The 19,778-nt window shown below is 40.9% G+C and carries 15 protein-coding genes and 1 pseudogene; 6 read left to right on the plus strand and 10 right to left on the minus strand.

The genetic code is table 11. From position 1 onward, the window contains the following. Window positions 1–32: 32 nt before the first annotated feature. The 5 genes from betA (at window position 33) to FY048_RS13805 (ending at window position 6,836) form a co-directional block, all read left to right on the plus strand. Window positions 33–1,691: a choline dehydrogenase gene (betA, locus tag FY048_RS13785; RefSeq protein ID WP_446091512.1), complete on the plus strand. Its 1,659-nt coding sequence runs from the start codon at window positions 33–35 to the stop codon at window positions 1,689–1,691. 509 nt (window positions 1,692–2,200) lie between these two features. Further along, window positions 2,201–3,841 carry a malate dehydrogenase (quinone) gene (mqo, locus tag FY048_RS13790; RefSeq protein WP_446091513.1) on the plus strand — a complete coding sequence of 547 codons (1,641 nt, stop codon included), beginning with the start codon at window positions 2,201–2,203 and terminating at the stop codon, window positions 3,839–3,841. Window positions 3,842–3,930: 89 nt separating this feature from the next. Next, on the plus strand, window positions 3,931–4,401 hold the full coding sequence (locus tag FY048_RS13795; RefSeq protein WP_446091514.1) for a hypothetical protein: 471 nt from the start codon (window positions 3,931–3,933) through the stop codon (window positions 4,399–4,401). A gap of 216 nt (window positions 4,402–4,617) precedes the next feature. After that, window positions 4,618–5,496 carry a homocysteine S-methyltransferase family protein gene (locus tag FY048_RS13800; protein WP_446091515.1) on the plus strand — a complete coding sequence of 293 codons (879 nt, stop codon included), beginning with the start codon at window positions 4,618–4,620 and terminating at the stop codon, window positions 5,494–5,496. A gap of 5 nt (window positions 5,497–5,501) precedes the next feature. Continuing rightward, the gene (locus FY048_RS13805; RefSeq protein WP_446091516.1) at window positions 5,502–6,836 is read left to right on the plus strand and encodes a basic amino acid/polyamine antiporter; all 1,335 of its coding nucleotides are present in this window, start codon (window positions 5,502–5,504) and stop codon (window positions 6,834–6,836) included. A gap of 55 nt (window positions 6,837–6,891) precedes the next feature. Here FY048_RS13805 and FY048_RS13810 read toward each other — a convergent pair whose 3' ends face one another. Both FY048_RS13810 and FY048_RS13815 read right to left on the minus strand, forming a co-directional pair. Beyond that, window positions 6,892–8,805: an esterase/lipase family protein gene (locus FY048_RS13810; RefSeq protein WP_446091517.1), complete on the minus strand. Its 1,914-nt coding sequence runs from the start codon at window positions 8,803–8,805 to the stop codon at window positions 6,892–6,894. A gap of 109 nt (window positions 8,806–8,914) precedes the next feature. Beyond that, window positions 8,915–9,622, minus strand: coding sequence for a YoaK family protein (locus FY048_RS13815; RefSeq protein WP_446091518.1), 708 nt, complete (start codon window positions 9,620–9,622; stop codon window positions 8,915–8,917). Between the two features lie 321 nt (window positions 9,623–9,943). On the opposite strand from FY048_RS13815, the gene FY048_RS13820 reads away from it, so the two are divergent. After that, window positions 9,944–10,219: a hypothetical protein gene (locus FY048_RS13820; protein WP_017391749.1), complete on the plus strand. Its 276-nt coding sequence runs from the start codon at window positions 9,944–9,946 to the stop codon at window positions 10,217–10,219. Window positions 10,220–10,223: 4 nt separating this feature from the next. Here FY048_RS13820 and FY048_RS13825 read toward each other — a convergent pair whose 3' ends face one another. The 8 genes and pseudogenes from FY048_RS13825 to FY048_RS13860 all read right to left on the minus strand — a co-directional run bounded on the left by FY048_RS13825 (window position 10,224) and on the right by FY048_RS13860 (window position 19,662). Next, window positions 10,224–10,664 (minus strand): YbaN family protein, encoded by a 441-nt coding sequence (locus FY048_RS13825; protein ID WP_446091519.1) that lies wholly within the window; start codon window positions 10,662–10,664, stop codon window positions 10,224–10,226. Window positions 10,665–10,692: 28 nt separating this feature from the next. Beyond that, complete coding sequence (locus FY048_RS13830; RefSeq protein WP_446091520.1) at window positions 10,693–11,292, minus strand: biliverdin-producing heme oxygenase; 600 nt, start codon at window positions 11,290–11,292, stop codon at window positions 10,693–10,695. 32 nt (window positions 11,293–11,324) lie between these two features. Then, window positions 11,325–12,244, minus strand: a pseudogene (locus tag FY048_RS13835) (TonB family protein). A 10-nt stretch (window positions 12,245–12,254) separates the two neighbouring features. Continuing rightward, window positions 12,255–13,745 carry a surface lipoprotein assembly modifier gene (locus tag FY048_RS13840; protein WP_446091521.1) on the minus strand — a complete coding sequence of 497 codons (1,491 nt, stop codon included), beginning with the start codon at window positions 13,743–13,745 and terminating at the stop codon, window positions 12,255–12,257. Between the two features lie 79 nt (window positions 13,746–13,824). After that, window positions 13,825–14,616 (minus strand): Slam-dependent surface lipoprotein, encoded by a 792-nt coding sequence (locus tag FY048_RS13845; RefSeq protein ID WP_002041986.1) that lies wholly within the window; start codon window positions 14,614–14,616, stop codon window positions 13,825–13,827. A 194-nt stretch (window positions 14,617–14,810) separates the two neighbouring features. Beyond that, window positions 14,811–17,984 (minus strand): TonB-dependent receptor domain-containing protein, encoded by a 3,174-nt coding sequence (locus tag FY048_RS13850; RefSeq protein WP_446091522.1) that lies wholly within the window; start codon window positions 17,982–17,984, stop codon window positions 14,811–14,813. A 139-nt stretch (window positions 17,985–18,123) separates the two neighbouring features. Beyond that, complete coding sequence (locus tag FY048_RS13855; RefSeq protein WP_446091523.1) at window positions 18,124–19,140, minus strand: FecR family protein; 1,017 nt, start codon at window positions 19,138–19,140, stop codon at window positions 18,124–18,126. After that, window positions 19,141–19,662 (minus strand): sigma-70 family RNA polymerase sigma factor, encoded by a 522-nt coding sequence (locus tag FY048_RS13860; RefSeq protein ID WP_446091524.1) that lies wholly within the window; start codon window positions 19,660–19,662, stop codon window positions 19,141–19,143. Window positions 19,663–19,778: the final 116 nt, after the last annotated feature.

A 19,778-nucleotide genomic window follows, 5' to 3' on the forward strand; every position in this document is an offset into this window, starting at 1 on the left:
TCAGGCAAACTGTTAGTAAAAAAAGGATAGTTATGAATATTAAAGAATATGATTACATTATCATTGGCGCAGGATCTGCCGGAAATGTACTTGCTGCACGTCTTACTGAAGACAAAGATACCACCGTTTTATTGTTAGAAGCTGGCGGGCCAGATTATCGTTTGGATTTTCGTACCCAAATGCCCGCAGCTTTGGCCTTCCCTCTGCAAGGCCGCCGTTATAACTGGGCTTATTTAACTGACCCTGAACCACACATGAATAACCGCCGTATGGAATGTGGCCGCGGTAAAGGTTTAGGTGGCTCATCTTTAATTAATGGTATGTGCTATATCCGCGGTAATGCAATGGATTTAGAACAATGGGCAACCCATAAAGGCCTAGAAAACTGGTCTTATGCTGACTGTTTGCCGTACTATAGAAAAGCAGAAACCCGTGACATTGGCGAAAATGACTACCATGGTGGCAATGGCCCTGTGTCAGTTGCTACACCCAAAAATGGTAACAATGTCTTGTTTCATGCCATGGTTGAAGCTGGCGTACAAGCAGGTTACCCGCGTACCGATGACTTAAACGGTTACCAACAAGAAGGCTTTGGTCCAATGGACCGCACGGTAACGCCTAAAGGTCGCCGCTCAAGTACCGCACGTGGTTATCTGGATATGGCGAAAGGTCGTCCTAACCTCACCATTTTGACTCATGCAACCACCAATAAAATTTTGTTTAACCAAAAACAAGCCGTTGGTGTTGAGTACATTATTGGGGCTGATCAAAACAACTTACAACGCGCCTTGGTTAAACGCGAAGTCTTACTGTGCGCGGGTGCAATTGCTTCTCCACAAATTTTACAGCGCTCAGGTGTAGGTCAAAGTACCTTCTTAAAATCAATGGACATTGATGTCGTTCATGATTTACCAGGTGTAGGTGAAAACTTGCAAGACCATTTAGAAATGTACTTGCAATATAAATGTAAGCAACCTGTTTCTTTATACCCCGCCCTAAAATGGTATAACCAACCGGCCATTGGTGCCGAGTGGTTATTTAACGGTACAGGAGTTGGTGCAAGTAACCAATTTGAAGCAGGCGGATTTATTCGTAGTTCAGACGAGTTTAAATGGCCAAACATTCAGTATCATTTCTTGCCGGTTGCCATTAACTACAACGGTAGTAATGCAGTGAAAGAACATGGTTTCCAAGCTCACGTAGGTTCAATGCGTTCTCCTTCACGTGGCCGTATTAGACTTAAATCAAAAGATCCGTTTGAGCATCCAAGCATCTTGTTTAACTATATGTCGAGTGAACAAGACTGGCGTGAGTTCCGTGACGCGATTCGTATCACCCGTGAAATTATGCAGCAACCTGCTCTTGATCCATATCGTGGTGAAGAAATTAGTCCAGGCAAACACTTGCAAACAGATGCAGAGCTTGACGACTTTGTTCGTAACCATGCAGAAACAGCTTATCATCCGTCTTGTAGCTGTAAGATGGGTGAAGATGAAATGGCTGTCGTGGATGGTCAAGGCCGAGTCCATGGTATGCAAAGCTTACGTGTGGTTGATGCCTCGATCATGCCGCTTATTATTACCGGTAACTTAAATGCAACCACCATTATGATTGCCGAGAAAATTGCAGACCAAATTCGTGGACGTGAAGCATTACCACGTTCAACTGCACCATTTTATGTAGCCTCATAAAATCATAAGGGTATATTTCTTATGCAGAAATATACCCTTAATTTAATATTTATAATCCAATCATTAATAAGAACGATGTATGACAGAAAATAAACTATTCAAAAAAGCTGTTTTACATCAATATGGCATGAAACAAAAAATCATCTATCTTTATAGGCAAATATTCTTCAAATGATTTAACTTTAGTCAAATCAATATTATCAATTTAATTTCAAATACTTAAATTAAAATAATTCACTTAAACTATCTTATAAAAACTCAATTTGATTAAATATAAATCATATTTATGATTTTGATGAACCCCATTTATTATAAAAATTGTCTTGTCAATGCAAAATTAGTCTAAAATATAGAGTGTTTGCGATAATCCCAAGTCATTTTTATTTTTTTCGAAGTTCTCTAATTTTGAGAATTCAGTTTCGCATTTATATCCATTTTGTCTGGATACGCTGTCTAGGTTTCCTCACTCCTTAAGTGACTCAAATAACTTATTTTAAGGTCCCCCTTACATGAAAAAGTTTTTGAAATACCTTCTGGTATTAATCATTCTTATTTTAATTGCAGGTATTGTTTTCTTGTTTAGACCAACTGCGTCAAAACAAGTCGAAACTGCAAAAGATGAGCCAGTTGTTGATGCTGTTCTTGTTGGCGGCGGCATCATGAGTGCCACTCTTGGTACTTATTTAACTGAGCTTGAACCAAACTGGCAAATTCGTATGTATGAACGTCTTGACCAAGTTGCTCAAGAAAGTTCAAACGGCTTTAACAATGCCGGAACAGGCCATTCTGGCTTTATGGAAATGAACTATACCGAAGAAAAAAACGGTAAGATGGAAATTGTCAAAGCTGAAAAAGTTGCTTCTCAATTTGAAGTAGCGAAACAGTTCTGGTCATATCAGGTAAAACAAGGCGTTTTAGCTGAACCTAAATCATTCATTAATCCAGTTCCGCACATTGCTTTCGTTTGGGGCGATAACGTTCAGTTCTTAGAAAAACGTTATGCTGCCATGATTCAAAGCCCGTTGTTCAAAGGCATGAAATTTACTGAAGACCCAGCTGTAATTAAACAATGGGCACCTTTAGTAATGAACGATCGTGACCCTAGTCAAAAAGTTGCAGCAACCCGTATGGATGTTGGCTCTGACGTAAACTATGGTTCTATCACTAAACAATTAGTGAATCGTTTAGACCAAAACCCGAACTTCAAATTACAGACTTCAACCGAAGTGACTGGCATCAGCCAAAATGATGACAAAACTTGGACTGTGTCTTTCAAAAATTTGAAAACTGGTAAAGTAGATCACGTTAAAACACGTTTTGTATTTATCGGTGCAGGTGGTGCAGCAGTTAAATTATTGCAACTTACTGGTTTACCAGAAGCGAAACAATATGCTGGCTTCCCTGTAGGTGGTGAGTTCTTAATTACTGATAACCCAGCAATTACTGCTCAACATACAGCGAAAGTATATGGCCGTGCTGAACTTGGTGCGCCTCCAATGTCTGTACCACATATTGATACACGTTATATCGACGGTAAAAAATATGTATTGTTTGGACCATTTGCAACGTATTCAAACAAGTTCCTGAAAAATGGTTCTCAGCTTGATTTACTTGCATCAACTAACAAAAACAACGTTTTACCAATGACCACTGTTGGCTTGGAAAACCTTGATCTTGTTAAATACTTGGTGAGCCAAGTAATGATGTCAGACCAAGATCGTCTAAATGAACTTCGTAAATACTACCCAGATGCGAAAGCTGAAGACTGGCGTTTAAGCCAAGGTGGTCAACGTGTTCAGATCATCAAGAAAGAACCAGGTAAACCAGCAACGCTTCAATTCGGTACAGAAATCTTTGCGTCTAAAGATGGTGCTGTAACTGCATTGTTAGGTGCGTCTCCAGGTGCTTCGACTTCTCCATACATCATGCTTAACTTGCTTGAAAAAGCTTTCCCTCAGCAAACTGAAGGTAAGTGGAATCAGAAGCTTCATGAAATTGTAGTGTCTTATAAACAAGACTTGAGCAAAGACCCTGTGTTACTCGACAAAGTTCGTCAATATACAAGTTCTACGCTTGGCTTGAACTATACATCTCCGTTCAAAGCTGCAAACGATGAAACTGCTGCTGCCCCAGTTGCAAAAGCAAACTAAGTTTGACGATGTATAACTAAAACTCCAAAAGGATGAATTTCGATTCGTCCTTTTGTTTTTTAAGACCTCAGTTGAGATATAGATTCGCTATGACGCCTTTAAACTCATCACCTCGCCTCATGTCATTTTGTTTTAAGCTCGTGCTTGTTTTGCTACTGGCTTATCTGTTGGTAAGCGGGTTTTATATGTGGATGATTGGCGGTACAGCCATTTATGTCAGCTCAGCGGTGTTACTTGCTATAACGGCTTATACATTTAAGCTCGGCAAATATCAAAAGTTATGCTCGGTTTTAAATGTGCTGATGAGTGCAGCCGCATTATATTTCAGTAGTGCTCATTTATTTTTCTCCCCTGTTCAGTTCTTGATATTTTTACCTGCGCTGTTTTTTGCTGTGCTTGCTTTTATTTCTCAAAACAAGACTTATCGCTTATGTAAGCTTTTATTATTAATCAGTTTATTGATTTGGTGTGGCATACATTTTACGCAGCTTGAACAACTTAAAGCCTATTATCAAACGCAGCATACAGGTGAAAGCTGGCAACAATTTGGCGCGTTGTAAGATTATTTTTTACGCTACATTTCCATATAAATATCTTATCTTTTCTATATAAAGTTCATCAGTAAAACTGAACATCATCTACAGAAATCCTTTTAAGCAAAAATATTCATAACAATCTAATTTATTTAGAAATATATCGAGCATATTAGCGATTGAACACGACTCATCTACACGCTAGATTACACAAATATTTTTTCTCCCTTTATGTCGTAATTTATGAAAATTTTAGATGGTGGTTTAGGCCGTGAATTAGCTCGTCGTGGTGCTCCGTTTCGTCAACCAGAGTGGTCTGCACTTGCACTGATTGAAGCACCTGAAACAGTAAAAGAAGTACATCTCGATTTTATTAACGCGGGTTCAGAAGTTATTACCACTAACAACTATGCTGTTGTGCCTTTTCACATTGGACAAGAACGCTTTGAAACTGACGGCGTGCGTTTAATTCAAGTCGCTATTGAACAAGCAAAAAATGCAGTTAAAGAAAGCGGCAAAAATGTCAAAATCGCAGGCTGCTTACCGCCTTTATTTGGTTCTTACCGTGCAGACTTGTTCCAACCTGAACAGGCTAAAAATCTTGCCGAGCCAATCATTAACACATTGGCACCAGAGGTTGATTTTTGGTTAGCAGAAACTCAATCGTGCTTAAAAGAAGTCGAAACAGTTCATGCGTTATTACCTAAAGATGGTAAAGACTATTGGGTATCGTTCACGCTGCAAGACGAAATCAAACATGAACAAGCGCTACTTCGTTCAGGCGAAAACATGCAACAAGTGGCTGATTTTATAAAACAATCAAATGCTAAAGCAGTGTTGTTTAACTGCTGTCAGCCTGAAGTGATCTTGCAAGCGATTAATCAAATTAAAGGACTCATTCCAGAGTCTGTACAAATTGGTGCCTACGCCAATGCTTTCCCACCGCAAGATGACAGTGCAACTGCCAACGATGGTCTGGATGAAATTCGTAAAGACCTAGACGCTCCAGCTTATCTGGGTTTTGCTAAACAGTGGCAGCAAGCAGGTGCAAGTCTGGTCGGCGGTTGCTGTGGCATTGGTCCAGAACACATTGCTGAACTTTCTCAATTTTTTAAAGAATAAATACCATGTCTGCTGCCAAAATTGGACTATTGTCTCTTACAGCGCTGGTCTTTAGTTCTATGGTGGGGTCGGGCGTATTTAGCCTCCCCCAAAATATGGCTCAAGTCGCTAACGGCTCTGCCCTTCTTGTTGCATGGCTCATTACTGGGGTCGGCATTATTTTCTTGGCCCTCACGCTATTGCATTTAACGCGTCAACGGCCAGATCTAGACGGTGGTATTTATAACTATGCGCGGGAAGGTTTTGGAGACCTGATTGGTTTTTGCTCGGCGTGGGGTTATTGGTTGTGTACCACCATTGGTATTGTCGGCTATGTCGTAATTGCCTTTTCAGGCGTCGGCATGTTTACTGATAGCAAAGACCATATTATTTTTGGTGAAGGTAATACGCTCTACTCTCTGATTGGTTCAAGCATTTTTGTATGGCTAGTACACTGGTTAGTGAGTCGAGGTATTAAAGAAGCTGCAATTGTGAATTTACTGGCAACTATTGCCAAAATCATTCCAATGGTGGTTTTCATCTTCTTTACCTTCATTGCCTTTAAGTTTGATTTGTTCAAACTCAACTTAAATGACTTTTCTTTAAAAGTTCCACTTTGGCAGCAAGTGAAAGATCTGATGCTCATTACCCTTTGGGTATTTACCGGTATTGAAGGTGCTGTGGTTTTATCATCACGTGCAAAAAACCGTTATGACATTGGTAAAGCCACCATTCTGGGCGTGTTACTGGCGTTAAGTTTTTATGTGATGGTCACAGTTTTGGCCTATGGCATAGTGAGTCGTGAAGCGCTTGCAGGCATGCATAACCCATCAATGGCAACCATTTTACAGCAGCTCATCGGTTTGCCGGGCACTATCGTTATTACCATCGGGCTTATTATTTCAGTTTCTTCGTCTTATTTAAGCTGGACTTTGTTCGCCACTGAAATTCCATATTTGGCTGCAAAAAATGGTGCATTCCCGAAATTATTTTTAAAGAATAATCAAAATAATGTACCCATTTCATCACTTTGGCTGACCACCATTGTCGTGCAAGGTGCCTTAATTGCGGTGTATTTTTTCAATAAAAATTACACCCAGCTTTTATTAATTTCATCGGTCATGATTTTGCTGCCTTACTTTCTGGTGTCGGCTTTTTATCTTAAAGAATCCATTCGCCACAAACGCACGCCGCATATTGCCATTGCAAGTGTCGCTTCCATTTATGCACTTTGGTTGCTCTATGCAGCAGGATTAGATTTATTACTTCTGTCTGTAGTGTTGTATTTGGTCGGCTTGGTTATTTTTTCAATCAGCTATTTTGAGCATAAAAAATCGCTCAAACAAAATCAGCTTAATTGATCATTTCAACCACTGTTGAGTCGTTTCAGCAGTGGTTTTCTAAAAACAAAAAATTCTATTTTAAAGGCTGTGACTGCTTTAAATGCAACCGTAAAATACGGCGTAATTCTAAAATCGCCTCTGGGGTAGTTTGAATCGAATGCCCGCCCTTAATAATTAGTTCTGACTGTTCACCACCTAAATGTGAACTTTGATACGGCACAATCCCATCGCTGCTTTTTAACTTATCAGTCGTGCCATTTATGTTCCCCATAATCGAGTGATAGACCACGCTGGACGATGGCTGAATGGCTTGCGTAAGTTGCATAAAGCTAGAAGAACGACTTAAATTACTCGCACCATTTTCAATTAAACCTTTTCTGAGCTTTGTGTTTTTCTCATCTCTCATTTCGACAGCAATAAAGAAATCGGCTGGCAAACGAATAACACGGCGCGCAATTTGGGTAAACCATCGGTCAGCGTAATCTGTGCCATGATGCGGTGCCGAAACAAAAACAACCCGCTTAAAATAAGGCAAAGCTTTGAATTGAAAACGCTCTCGTACCACCGGATTTTCTTTTAAACGATTTAGCTGGGCTTCATTCATTTTTTGCATGGCTTGCTCTGAAACATCGGCATCACTTACCAAGAGGCGACTAATCACTCCGCCCATACTATGCCCGACCAGCACTGCATCGTGTGCAGCGTAGCTATCTTTAGCAACATTTTGAAAAGCTTGATTCAGCAAGGAATAAATCTGAAAACGACTTTCAAAAATCGGCATATTGGTTGAATAAAACACCTGCCAGACTTGATAGTTATTTCTTAATTCGGCATCACCCATAATGTCATTGGTTAGGCTCACCCACGCCTCTGGGCTACTTGCCAAGCCATGAATAAATACAATGATTTTCTTATTGGGGTTAAAGGGTTCCAGCATATATAAATGCGGCATGATTAAATTGTTTTCTTTATTAATTAAAGACCAATAACCTGCTGCCCCTAAATTATATTTCGACAGCCATAGCCCATAAGGCGCCGAATAGTTTGCAGTGAGCGGATAGTCCACACCTTCAACCTTTACGCGGTCTTGTCGATATGGATCAAACATGGCAATTTCTAAATCTGCTCCAGCAATGACCTGATCTGCTGTGGCTTTTTGTTTTGGGTAAGCAATCGCAGTGACTGGAAAGAAGCGTGGTAAATGTATGTTTGGATTATTCTGGTGAGCATAAAAAGCATCGGGGTCTAAAATGAAGTCGTGATTTACATCATTTTCTTTACGCCCGACAATAAACTCTGCCCCTAAACCATCCTTACGGTTAACAGTATTAAAGCCAGAAAAGTTCATGTTATAGCTTGAGCGAAAAGTATCGACTTCAATTTTTTGTACATCTACAGCATGGTCAAAATTGACGTGGTACTCATGACCATCTGCTTTAAGCAGCGGTGGAAAGCGATGCGTATTTAAATGATTAAAATACGTGGTCATGAGCTTCGACAAAGCCACGTTATAAAAAATACGCACCTGATTTTGGCGATGGTCAAATACCCGATCGAACGGTGACTCTTCAGAATCAAATAAATAGACATAACTATAGCGCAAGCTTTTATCAAACAGTGCTAACTCTTGCTCAAGACAACTATTACTTTTATTAATAACATTACATTGGCTATTACGTCCGACGTCTAAAGCCTTGGCTAAATAAATTTCACTGAGCGCAGCATAACGTTCTTCTCGGCTGCTATTTTCAGACAAGCTTTGAATCTTATTTAAACAATCATCAAAATTTTGCAGACAAGACTTTTCATCTTTTTTAACTAAATACAGCAAGTTTTGAGTTTGATGACTTAAGGTGCCATCGGTCAGAATACTTTCATTCTTACTTTTTAAAGCATTACTTAAATTACTTTCTTTTAAATTAATGACCTGACAGCCACTGAGCAAAGCCATTATTGTTATGATTGAATAATGATAAGACTTTGTCATTGTGCATTCCTTAATCGAATGTATTCCCCATCTGGTCATTATGCCTGTAAAGCAGTGAACGAACAATTTCGGCTCAGCTTCCATTTTCCTTTTTTGTTATTTTTTCTAATCAAGCTTGGTTGAACTTTTGCTGTGAGGCTAAATAAGAGAAATACAAAATGGGTAAGATAAATGGCGCTACACTCCAAAAATCAAAATAGACATAGAGAATCGCTCCTAAAAAGGCACCAATCACAAAGCCAATTACAATACTGGCACTTTTGAGTAAACTTGCCCGATTGGCTGCATTATTATTTTTAAGCAAGTTAGCAATATCAATACCGAGCTGCGTGGTGTTGCCCGTCATCATGGTGCTTGGACTAATATTTTTAATGAGTGTTTTGCTTGAAGTATTACGAATAGCTAAAGCAATTAAACCCAACCCACCTGTCAATGCTACAGTAATTGAATCGGCATTTTTAAAAGGTTCGAAATAAAGCCCTGCAATCATAAAAGCAGATAGAAAGATGGCTTCAAATAAAAATAAATAAGACAGCGTTTTATGCTTCATCTGACTACGGTCAATTAAAAGTTTTGTAATGACCACAGTCAAAATAAATAGCGGAATAGCGGCAAGCTTAATCCATATTCCCGCGCCTCCTTTAACCCATGCCGCCCCTGCCAACACTAAGTTTCCAGTAACATGAGCGGTAAAAAAGCCAAACAACGCAATAAAGCCAATGGTATCAATCGCCCCACCAACCATAGTTAGTAAAACAGGATCTCGACATATTGCCCATGTACTTTCTGTTTCTTTTTTAATTGGGGTATCTACCATATAAAATATCCTGTTAAATTAAAGTTTTAAAGCAATTAAGTTGTATCTAAATGATTTAAAAATGAATAATGCTTAAACGTTTATGAAAGCAAAAAAAGATGTAAAAAAATAGGGTGTGTAATGTCGTAACACTGTCTTTAAAATAGCAACAATCAAAATTGTCTATTTTAAGGACAATAAAACAGTGATCATCTTCAAATCAATTTGACCTCTAAAACAGTTCTAACTATGATGAAGCCGCAAGTTGATATCAACTGATTTTGAACCTGAAAAAGTTATGCCAAAATATGGATAATGAAAAAAACAATCACGAGTAGATATATGTCATTTTATAATTATTCAGTTTTTCTAGGCGGATTATTATTTGCATCTATTGCCTTTGCAGGTCAGAAAAATAATGCTCAACGTGATTTCTATTTAAAATGTATGGCAGCAGGTCATAGCCGTGCAAGTTGTACATGTATTTATCACCGCTTAGAACGTCAATATTCCCCTAAACTAATGCTTAAACTTGGAAGCTTAAGTTTACAAAGCCCTGAAGTACCACGTGATTTTGTGAAAACCATGAAGCGTACTATGCAACAGTGTCAATCATAAATCTTCAATTTTTTAACCACATCCAAATTAATACCCCAGCCATGCATAAAATTGCCGGATAGACAAACCACGGATGTGGAATAGTCCAAATCATAAAAATAGCCGCCAGACTCATACTAACTGTCGAGATGTATTTTGCCTTTTTAGGAATACGCCGATGTTCTTGCCACTCGCGAATGAGTGGACCAATATAACGATGATTTCGAAACCATTGATGAAGTTTTTCAGAGCCTCGAGCCGCAAAGAAAACAGCCAAAATTATAAAATCAACGGTGGGTAAACCCGGAATAAAAATACCCAATATGCCAAGTGCAATACACGACCAAGCCAAACTAATAAACACCCAACGCGCCCAAATAGAACGAGCAAGCTTACTGACTGGTTGAGCTGGTACTAACGACTGCTCATGTTTTACGATCACATTTACTTGATTGAGTTTGTCCATATCGGGTATTCCCTTTATCCACTTTTTATTATTTCAATTCATCAAGCTGATCAAGCGCTTGACCAAAATATCCAAAGGCATCTAACGCCCCTTGTACAACACGATCTTGTTGGGTTTGGTCAAAGCCTGTTTCGTCGAGTGCTTGCACAAAACGCTTCCAGACTTTAGCGCGCCCTTCGGGATAGGCAGCCAAATTACGTGCAGCAAACGTTTCAGAAAACCCTAAATTTTTTTGGGCCTCTTTAAATAAAAATGCAGCCCCTAAGGTTGAACCTTCAGACACATAAATCCAGCCTAAAGCTTCGGGTAGCTGTACGTTTTCACTGTGTAATTGCTGTCCGTTAGGTTGAATACCTAAATCATTTAAATCGGCAAGTGCTTGTTTTGAGCGACCGCGGATATCAAGGTCCGGAATCAGTCCTGCTACACCCTCTTTTTCAAAAAGATGTTCAATTTCGCGCTGAAAGTAATATTGAGACAAAGTAAATTGCGCGTATTTTTCTTTACTTGAAAATACCTTTGCCTCTGACATTAATTGATGCATACGTTCATGTTCGGCAGCGGTTTCTTGTTTCAAACGTAAAGACAAGCTGTTGTTAATGATTTGTTCTGTAGATGAGTTCATCATCTTTCTCCTGCAAAATGGATATGGCTCATCGGTTAACGGCCCCGATTGAGTTTGAGTTGGACTGGAAAATCCACAACAATAGTCACGGCGCGACCATTAATTTTGTGGGGTTTAAATCTGGATTTACGTGTAGCTTGCATGACCCGTTCATCAAGGCTGGCAATGCCCGAACTTTGACGTAATTGGATGTCGATCGGCTGCCCTTTTTCATTAATGCGAATCCGAAGCTCAACCAAACGATTTTGTTGTTTTAACTCGCGGTCATCGTAGTCAAGCCCACCAAAACTCAGCACATCCACACTACTCACCTGAACAACGTCATCGTGTTCAACTTGAGTGCTCGGTGCTTTGGAATATTCTTGCTGCGTTGCAGGTGTTTTAACGCCGCCACTTTTGGTTTCGCTATTGGTGCTTTGCAGCAAATGCTCAGTTTGCGTTTGTTCGCTGTCTGTCGAACTCAGTTTTTTATCGTTATGAACCGCTCGCCGTTCTGTACGCTGCAATGGTTGGAGTGAAGTTGAATTGTTTAAAGTCGTTTTTGGTTGTACTTGCTGTTTATCACTTAGATTATTTTGTACCACCTCTTTAGAAGCAGTTTTTGACGCTAATGTTTGAACATTTTTAGGCGAGTTTTTTGATTCTTCAGGTGCAGAAGATACCGAACTATTTAAGGTAGATTTAAGTGTTACACTTTTTTAGGTTGGCTTTCGATCTTTTCAGCCGATGGCTTTTTAGCAGGCGCCAATGACACAAAACTTACTTTTAATGCATCTACTTTTGGCGATGCTTGAAAAGTATAAGGTTCAATTAAATGACTCAGCATCCAGACAACAAACACATGCAGACCAATCACCACGACTACGGTTAAGCACTTATAAAAATGCTTCGGCCCTTGTAGTAAAGGCAGTTTGCCCATTGGCTCATGTGTCGGGAATAAAGATTTTGATTTCATGACTTATTCCCTAAAAACGATGCTCAAGCTTGAGACTAATGTTGTGTTTATCGTAGGAATACAGCCAATCGACATTGCTTTTATTTTGGTTATAGCGATAGGTTAAATTAGGCGTCATGCCATAAAACTCAAAGCGCGGCATTTGCACAACAAAGGTATAGTTCTGCTCAAAATCATGACGGCGTGCCAAGAAAGTTTCTGCATATTTATCAAACTGACGCCAACGATAAGAACTCAGCAAAGTGGTGTTAAATCCTGTGCTCCAAGATTTGCTTAAGCCTAATCGTACGCCTTGCTGTTCGTAGGCAGCTACATATTTTTCTTGTGCAGAATGGTCAACTACATCTAGACCACCAAAAACAGTCCACTGGTCTGGAAAAATCTTCCAGAAAGTGGCAAAAGCTGAATTTTCTATACCATCAAAGCTTTTATATTTCTGATAATTAAAATCTTTTCTTTCAGCTTCAAGCTTAAAGGCTTTATCTGACGAGATAAAATGCATCCACTCGGCACGCGTCCCCCATGCATTGTAAAGGCCATCATTGCCATAACGTTTATGTTCAAAAAGCGGACTCACCCCAATTTGATTTTTTAAGTCAAAGTAGCTGTAGCCTGCATTAATATTAATGGTAGATTCATTAAATGCCGCGTGGTCGTTATAGGACTGTCCAAACGCCAGCGCACGTAAAGCCACGCCATGATGCCCTTCAATCGCATAGCGTTTTATAAGACTGGCTTCGTAATCTAATCCCGTTGCTGACACAGGTTTAGGACTATCACGAGTAACTTTCTGAGACCCAATAATCTTACCGTCCTTATCTGTCTGATAACTCATCCATGTTTTACTCTGTTCAGAAGAACTATTTAAATTACTGACATAGGTATAACCCGCTGAAACAGAGCCTTGCCAAGAGTCTCGTTTTTTTAGTGCCTGAACAAAAGTATTCACTGTTGTTAAAACCCCAGAAGGAATTACCGCAGGGTCACTTTGTTTAAGTTGGTCTTGAATGGAAATAAAAAGGCGTGCTGCTTCCTTATTCTTCTGTTGTTCAAACAGCACGCGCGCTAACTCAAGTTCACAAATTAAATTATGAGGTTGTTGTTTTAGGCTGCTTTGAAATTTTTGTTCAGCCAATTTCAATTGACCCTGAGAACGTGCAACTGCCCCTTCGGCAAAGTCGGTTAAAGCCCGATCGTAGCCAACATATTTCTTATAATGTTCTAAATAAACCGTGGCTTTGAGCCACTGTTTTTGCATGACTGCCAGATATAGAGCCTTGGCAAGATCATTTGGGTTTTGCTCAACACTATATTCTTGTCCATTAATTTGAAGTTTTGGTAATTGCTCGGTACTACGAATGGTTCCCTGCTCGTGAAACTGTCGCTGTTCTTGCAAAAGCGTTTGGTCCAAGCTTTGGTTGAGACGAAGCTGTGTGTCTTCGTCGGCATATAAAAATGGACAACTCAACAATGTCAGACAGCACAAAAGCGTTCGTTTCATAAAACAATAAACCTGAAGCAACCAAGCAAAAGCCCAAAAAACAAAAGGAACCTACGTGTGTAGATTCCTTTTGCATTCATTAATTTTTAGCACCGCCAAATGCAGTGTTGTAAGACACGTTATCAAACTGGGCAATACCCGCTAAAGCCGAAGCATTTGCACCGAAGAATTGACCTTGCACCACACCAGAGTTGTCCACCCCAGCCGTACCGTTAGCCGTTGCCAAACCTGCAAAGGCAGCAGTACCTGGGTTAAATGCCACGCCATCTAGGCTTAATGATGAAACAGCCGTACCTGTTCCGGTAAGTGTTCCTTCAAGTGTGCCCGCGCCATAATTTGCCGTGAACGTACCACTTAACAAATTGCTTCCAGAACCATTAATCCCTGCAACCGTATAAGTTGCAGTACCCGCAGTTGGAACAGTGGTATTGGTGTTATCACCCGCATAGTAAACGGTATGGCTCGCGCTTGCTGGCGTGTCGCCCGCTTTCCACCATTCACCAAAATAGACTTCCTGTGTGCCCACCTGACCAAAGTTAAAATTACCTAATGCACTGTGTGAAGGTGGCATTGCAGACACTGGAATATGCGAAATATTAAAGGTTTTGCTGCCAACCGTTACATTGGTGTTACTCGTTCCCTGAGCAGCAAAAGCCTGAGCCAAACCTTTTAACGAACTAAAACCTGTAAAAGCGTTATATGGTGCGCCCGCAGCTTGAACCGATACCGCTGCTACACCACCCGGATGGCTTGCATTGGCAGCAGCACCGATTTTGATGTTACTTTCATTACTCGAAATACCATCAATACCTGCATAAGCAAATGCAGTTGAACAAGCAACGAGACCCAAGAACAATTGAGAGATTTTCATTTGTTGTTACTCCATCTTTTTTTAAAACTAAGTTATTGTTTAATTTAAAATAACGATTTCGCTATTTTTAGTTTATTGAGTAGGCCCAGCTGCAAACCTACTCGGGCTTGTTTGTAAATAATAATCATTCAATATTATTATTTACCGTTACCTGACTCCCCTTTTATGTATGTGTAGAGGGAATCAAATTCTGTTTAAAATTTGGTGGTCCAACTAATTTTCATCGTTCGGCCGGGTGCCGCCATGGCACTACGGGTTAAAGGATCGATATAAAACTGGTTAGAAAGATTGCTGCCGACAAATTCAACGGTGTTGTAGTCATCGACCTGATAACGCGCATAGGCATCAAAAATCCATGTGTCATCCCACGCCAAAGGCACATTGAGGTAATAGCCTTTATTGACGCTAGCATCATTGTTTTTGCGTAGTGGGCTTTCATAAGCTTTGTAGAATGTTGCACGCGCGCCGAGCTCTAACTTTTCATCTAAAAAGCGTGCGCCCAGCAAACCGCGGAAACTCAGTTCAGGTGTAGCCATGGTCACCAAGTAGCCATTTGGGAAACCATCATCGACACAACGCTGATAGGGTTCACGGAACTCAAGGCCCTGCTCGGTTTGAACCGTGCCGCCTAAAATCATTTTGTTAATGGCACTATTGGTGTCACACACTTCATTTTTTAAGTTATAGGCCACGCTCAAGTCTGTGAAAAAACCACCATTATCAAAACGGCTTTGTAGCTCTAGACCTGACAGTTTCTGTTCATCCATATTGGTAAAAATAAGGTTCTGGTCACGCTCAATCACATTTTTGGTTTTGTTGTAGTAATAGGCGAGTTTAATGTCGGCATTGCGCGCTGTGCTGAACCAGTCACGCATGTCATAGACATAACCCACTTCGTAGTTAAAAGCGTGTTCAGGTTTGATTGCTTGATATGGCAACATCGCAGAAAAACCGACAGTGCTTTCAAACAAACTTGGTAAGCGATATTCCTCTGCATAGCGTGCATAGATTCTGCTGTTTGGCGTGAGGTGAATTGAGGCACCTAACTGCGGTGCCCAGCCGCTATCTTTAACTTTATCGGCAGACTCAACCGGAACTTGGTCTACCACCGACATAAAGTTCCCGCCAGTTACGACGTACTTTTGTCCAGAGGCATTGAGCTGGTTTAAAGGATTATCGGCAAGCGACAATTGCCCATTGGCATCTGCTTTCCAGCTCAGTGTATTTTTCTGTGACCAGATCATGTTATACAAAGTGCTCTCTGATGCAGGCACGGTATCGAGCTGCCCATCCCATTCAGGATTTTTTGTGGCATAGCGCTGTTTTAAAACATTGATTAAACGCTGCTGAGTCGAGGTGTAACTCTCAGGCATGGTCTGATATTCAAAGGTATATTCTTTAAGCCTACTTTTTTTGGTAAACAGCGGATTTAAATTCGGGTCAATCTCGCTCTGCAAAGATTTATTTAAAAAGTCATCAACAGCCCAATACGAGCGATAACGCATGCCCGCATCAAAACTTAACCAAGACAGCGGTCGATAATTAAAATTAAAGTCGAAGGTTTTTTCCTCACGGCGCCCTGCCCGTGGTAATGCCTGATAGAGCGAATAACTTGGGCCAAATCCACCATACACATCGTCAGACGTCAGTTTTTCTTTTAAGAAACTTCCACCGAGCGTCAAATCAAGCAGGTCTAACAAACGGGTTTTATTACTGACCGTAATGCCTTTACGCGTATTGTCAGAATGGCTTATCGCCGTGTTAATAATGGTGTTATCTCGAAAGTCGATTGTGGTTGGCCACCCACCACGTGTGTATGTCTGGCTTGCGGTGTCGGTTTGCCAAATGTTGGCATAGAAATCAATCCAACGATTATTCTCAGGCTTAAATTTATATTCGAGGCTATAGGCTTTAGAGTGAATATTGCTTAAAGGCCACTGCGGAACACCTAAGTCGGGCGTAATGCCCCAAACAATACGAGACGGCATAATTTCACCAAAAATATTTTTGGTATCTCGGTAAGTCAGTTTAAGAGTCTGATCATCGGTTGGGCGATAGGTCCCTTTTAATAACCACGACTCCATATGACTTGAAGTGTTGGGAACTTCATCGCCCGGTTGATAGGCATAGGCAAAGTAAGGGATAAAATCGAGACTACTGTCTGGCGTCGCTCGTTTATAATAGCCCGCGCCATGTGTCCCCGAAAAATAATTGCCGCGCTCACGTACTGCATAAACAGCCAGTAAATCGAATTTATCTTGCTTGGTCGCAATTGCCAGTCGGCCCGCCAAGTCATCGCCCGAAAAATTAGAGTTGTCACTTCTAGTACGGTTCTTTTTATAAATATCGGGGTCGTATTTCGCCCCGTTCATGTCGATCCAAGGCGTTGTGTTATCGTAGTTTTGGCCCACTTTGCTCATGTCTGGCAAAGACGGATCGATTGAGTTGGTTGAGCCTTCTACCTTTAACTCGGCACCAAAAGACTTACCCGGACGAACAATATCATCGGCCTCTAGCGTTTTAACGACTACACCGCCGCCAACAGAAGTCGTGGTATTGCGCTCTAAAGATGGGCCTTTAATGACTTCAATGCCCGCAATGAGATTGGGGTCGATATAGTTGCGGTTGTTTACCCCGTTGTAACCACGCCATACCGCAATTGACTGTTCGGTACCATCAATGGTTAAAGGCACACGGCCAACGCCCTGCACACCACGTACACTTGGGTCGAGTGCCCCACTGTTACGGGCATCGCCGCTATAGACCCCCACCATGCCTTGTAAAACATCGGCTGGGTTGGTTCCTTTAAAGCGCTCGACATAGTCTTTGCCCGCATAGACCGAAGAACGGTTTGCGTCATAAACTTTGTTATAGCCTTCTGTGTCACGGTCTTCTTTGCCGTACACCACAATTGGGGTGAGTCGTACCGATGCATCTTCTTCGATTACGGCACTACTTGGCGGTAGGCTAGCGGCCTGAACCTTAGATGAAGCTACCCGAGGCGTAGATTTTTTGCTGAGTGTGTAGCCCTGCCCAACCTTTACAGCATTAAAATCGGTTGCTTTTAAAAGCTGCTCAAAACCTTGCTCGACAGCAAAATTGCCTTTTAAGCCTAGGCTATGTAACCCTTGAAGTTGCTGGGCATCCATTGCAATTGAAGTACCTGATTGTTCGGCAAACTGATTCAATACGTTAGCAAGGCGACCAGCAGGAATGTTATAGCTTTTAACTCCGGCTGTTTGTGCATAGGCCTGCTGCATAGGAAGCACAACCAGCCCACCCATCGACACAACATGTATGGCAAACGCCAGTGTTGAGAATCGAAAAATCGATCGATTCCGCTTTTGCCCCATTCCCGCTTTTTTCATTTGCCCCGCCCCAGTAAATCGTAATAAGAATCATTCAATACAACAGATTAAAATGATCCATATTTATTGCTTCTACTTACTATGACGAACGACTTTCAAAAAAGTGGAACCTAAAATTGAAAATAAATTTAATTTTTTATTATTTTAAAGAAACCATGACCACAAACGGCGTGATTTGCTTAATTTTCAGGTCAGGAAAAACCGTAGCCAAAAGCTTAAGCGATTCTGTGGTTTGGTCTAAAGGCAACACAGCATTGACACGCACATGTTGCAGCGCCGCATCATTAAAAATAATTTTGCCTTTGTAGTTGCGGTCTAGCTCTTGTAGCACTTGATTCAATGGCAGGTTTTCTACCATAAGCTGATGCTTTTGCCATTTTTGTTGTTCGTTATAGATATTAAGTGCAGGAAGTTTTTGTACACCATTTTGGTCCATTTTAATGGCTTGCCCCGCCTCGACAATGGCCTGACGAGTCGCGTGCAATTGGGTCGTTTTAACCCGTGTGGCTTCTACTTTTACCTTTGAGTGGACCATTTTGAGTTCGGTTGCCGAAGAGTCATAACTGACACTAAAAGCTGTGCCGAGTGCCTGAATTTTTCCATGACTGGTTTTGACCAAAAACGGTCTGGTCTTATCTTTGGCAACGTCGACATAAATTTGACCTTGTACCAACTCAACCACTCGCTGGTTGGTTTTAAAATCAAGATTGACTGCACTTTTACCACGTAAAATTAAACGTGAACCGTCTGGCAAGGTTTGCGTGGTCCACTGCCCCGATTTCCCTTGAATATCGGCAGTAACATAGGCCACCGTGGTATCAGTTAAATAAAGTAACGCCCCACTCATGGCAACAAACACGATGGCAAAAGCTGTTCCTGCCCGTAAATGTTTATAGGCTTTGCCTGAGCTTAGGCCAGCTTTAAGGGCAACTTTAGTGACTTTTTTATGTCCACTGGTTTGGGAAAGTTTTTGAATTGAGCCAATACACTGTTCAATATCGGCAGCCACTTGGCGATGTTGCTCACTGGTTTTTTTCCACTCTTCAAATTTTTGATTGGCGGTTTTTCGTGAGCTTTCATCATCCGAACTGAGTTGAACAATCCAATGCGCGGCTTCTTCAACCAGTTGGTGATGTTTGCTTTTATCCATGGCCATTTAAATGCAAGCGTCCATGTCTTGTCTGTTTTGGTAGCACTGAATTAAGCAGCTCGCCAAATATTTTTGAATCATTTTGGTCGACACATTTAAACGCTCGGCAATTTCTTTATGGGTATAGCCTTCGAGGTAATGCAAAATAAAAGCTTGCTGTGCTTTTTCAGAGACCCCTTCGAGTGCTTTGCAAAGCTGGTTAATCGCTTGAATAATTTGCATTTGCTCTTCGGGTGAAGCCACCGCTTCAAGCATATATTCCATTTGACTCAAGCCATCTAAATAGGCCTGTTCAATGCGTTTACGGCGCACTTGGTCAATGAGCAGGTTTTTAGCAATCGACGTTAAATAGGCACGCGGTTCCTTAATGCCGAATAGCTCGTCTCGGGTTTGTAGCAGTTTAATAAATGTGTCCTGAACCAGATCTGCGGCCTGATCAGTATTACCTAATTTTTGTCTCAACCATTGGTGAAGCCAGCTTTGGTGACTTCTATATAACTGATCTACAAGCAAAGAAGTTTTGTTCACAGCAATTGGACTCAAAACAAGGAACTTACAAATGATAATAATTATCATTTAAACAAGTCAAGCAATAATTCAAGTAAAACTTAAATCACTGTTTAATAAATTGAATTAATTACTAC

The sequence above is a fragment of the Acinetobacter sp. 1124_18A genome, from assembly GCF_052824995.1.

Coding starts and splice junctions, on each gene's coding strand:
- FY048_RS13815 (WP_446091518.1), bottom strand. CDS start 9,622: ATGGTAGATACCCCAATTAAAAAAGAAACAGAAAGTACATGGGCAATA.
- FY048_RS13795 (WP_446091514.1), top strand. CDS start 3,931: ATGACGCCTTTAAACTCATCACCTCGCCTCATGTCATTTTGTTTTAAG.
- FY048_RS13855 (WP_446091523.1), bottom strand. CDS start 19,140: ATGGCCATGGATAAAAGCAAACATCACCAACTGGTTGAAGAAGCCGCG.
- FY048_RS13810 (WP_446091517.1), bottom strand. CDS start 8,805: ATGACAAAGTCTTATCATTATTCAATCATAACAATAATGGCTTTGCTC.
- FY048_RS13800 (WP_446091515.1), top strand. CDS start 4,618: ATGAAAATTTTAGATGGTGGTTTAGGCCGTGAATTAGCTCGTCGTGGT.
- FY048_RS13840 (WP_446091521.1), bottom strand. CDS start 13,745: ATGAAACGAACGCTTTTGTGCTGTCTGACATTGTTGAGTTGTCCATTT.
- FY048_RS13830 (WP_446091520.1), bottom strand. CDS start 11,292: ATGATGAACTCATCTACAGAACAAATCATTAACAACAGCTTGTCTTTA.
- FY048_RS13825 (WP_446091519.1), bottom strand. CDS start 10,664: ATGGACAAACTCAATCAAGTAAATGTGATCGTAAAACATGAGCAGTCG.
- FY048_RS13805 (WP_446091516.1), top strand. CDS start 5,502: ATGTCTGCTGCCAAAATTGGACTATTGTCTCTTACAGCGCTGGTCTTT.
- betA (WP_446091512.1), top strand. CDS start 33: ATGAATATTAAAGAATATGATTACATTATCATTGGCGCAGGATCTGCC.
- FY048_RS13850 (WP_446091522.1), bottom strand. CDS start 17,984: ATGAAAAAAGCGGGAATGGGGCAAAAGCGGAATCGATCGATTTTTCGA.
- FY048_RS13820 (WP_017391749.1), top strand. CDS start 9,944: ATGTCATTTTATAATTATTCAGTTTTTCTAGGCGGATTATTATTTGCA.
- mqo (WP_446091513.1), top strand. CDS start 2,201: ATGAAAAAGTTTTTGAAATACCTTCTGGTATTAATCATTCTTATTTTA.
- FY048_RS13845 (WP_002041986.1), bottom strand. CDS start 14,616: ATGAAAATCTCTCAATTGTTCTTGGGTCTCGTTGCTTGTTCAACTGCA.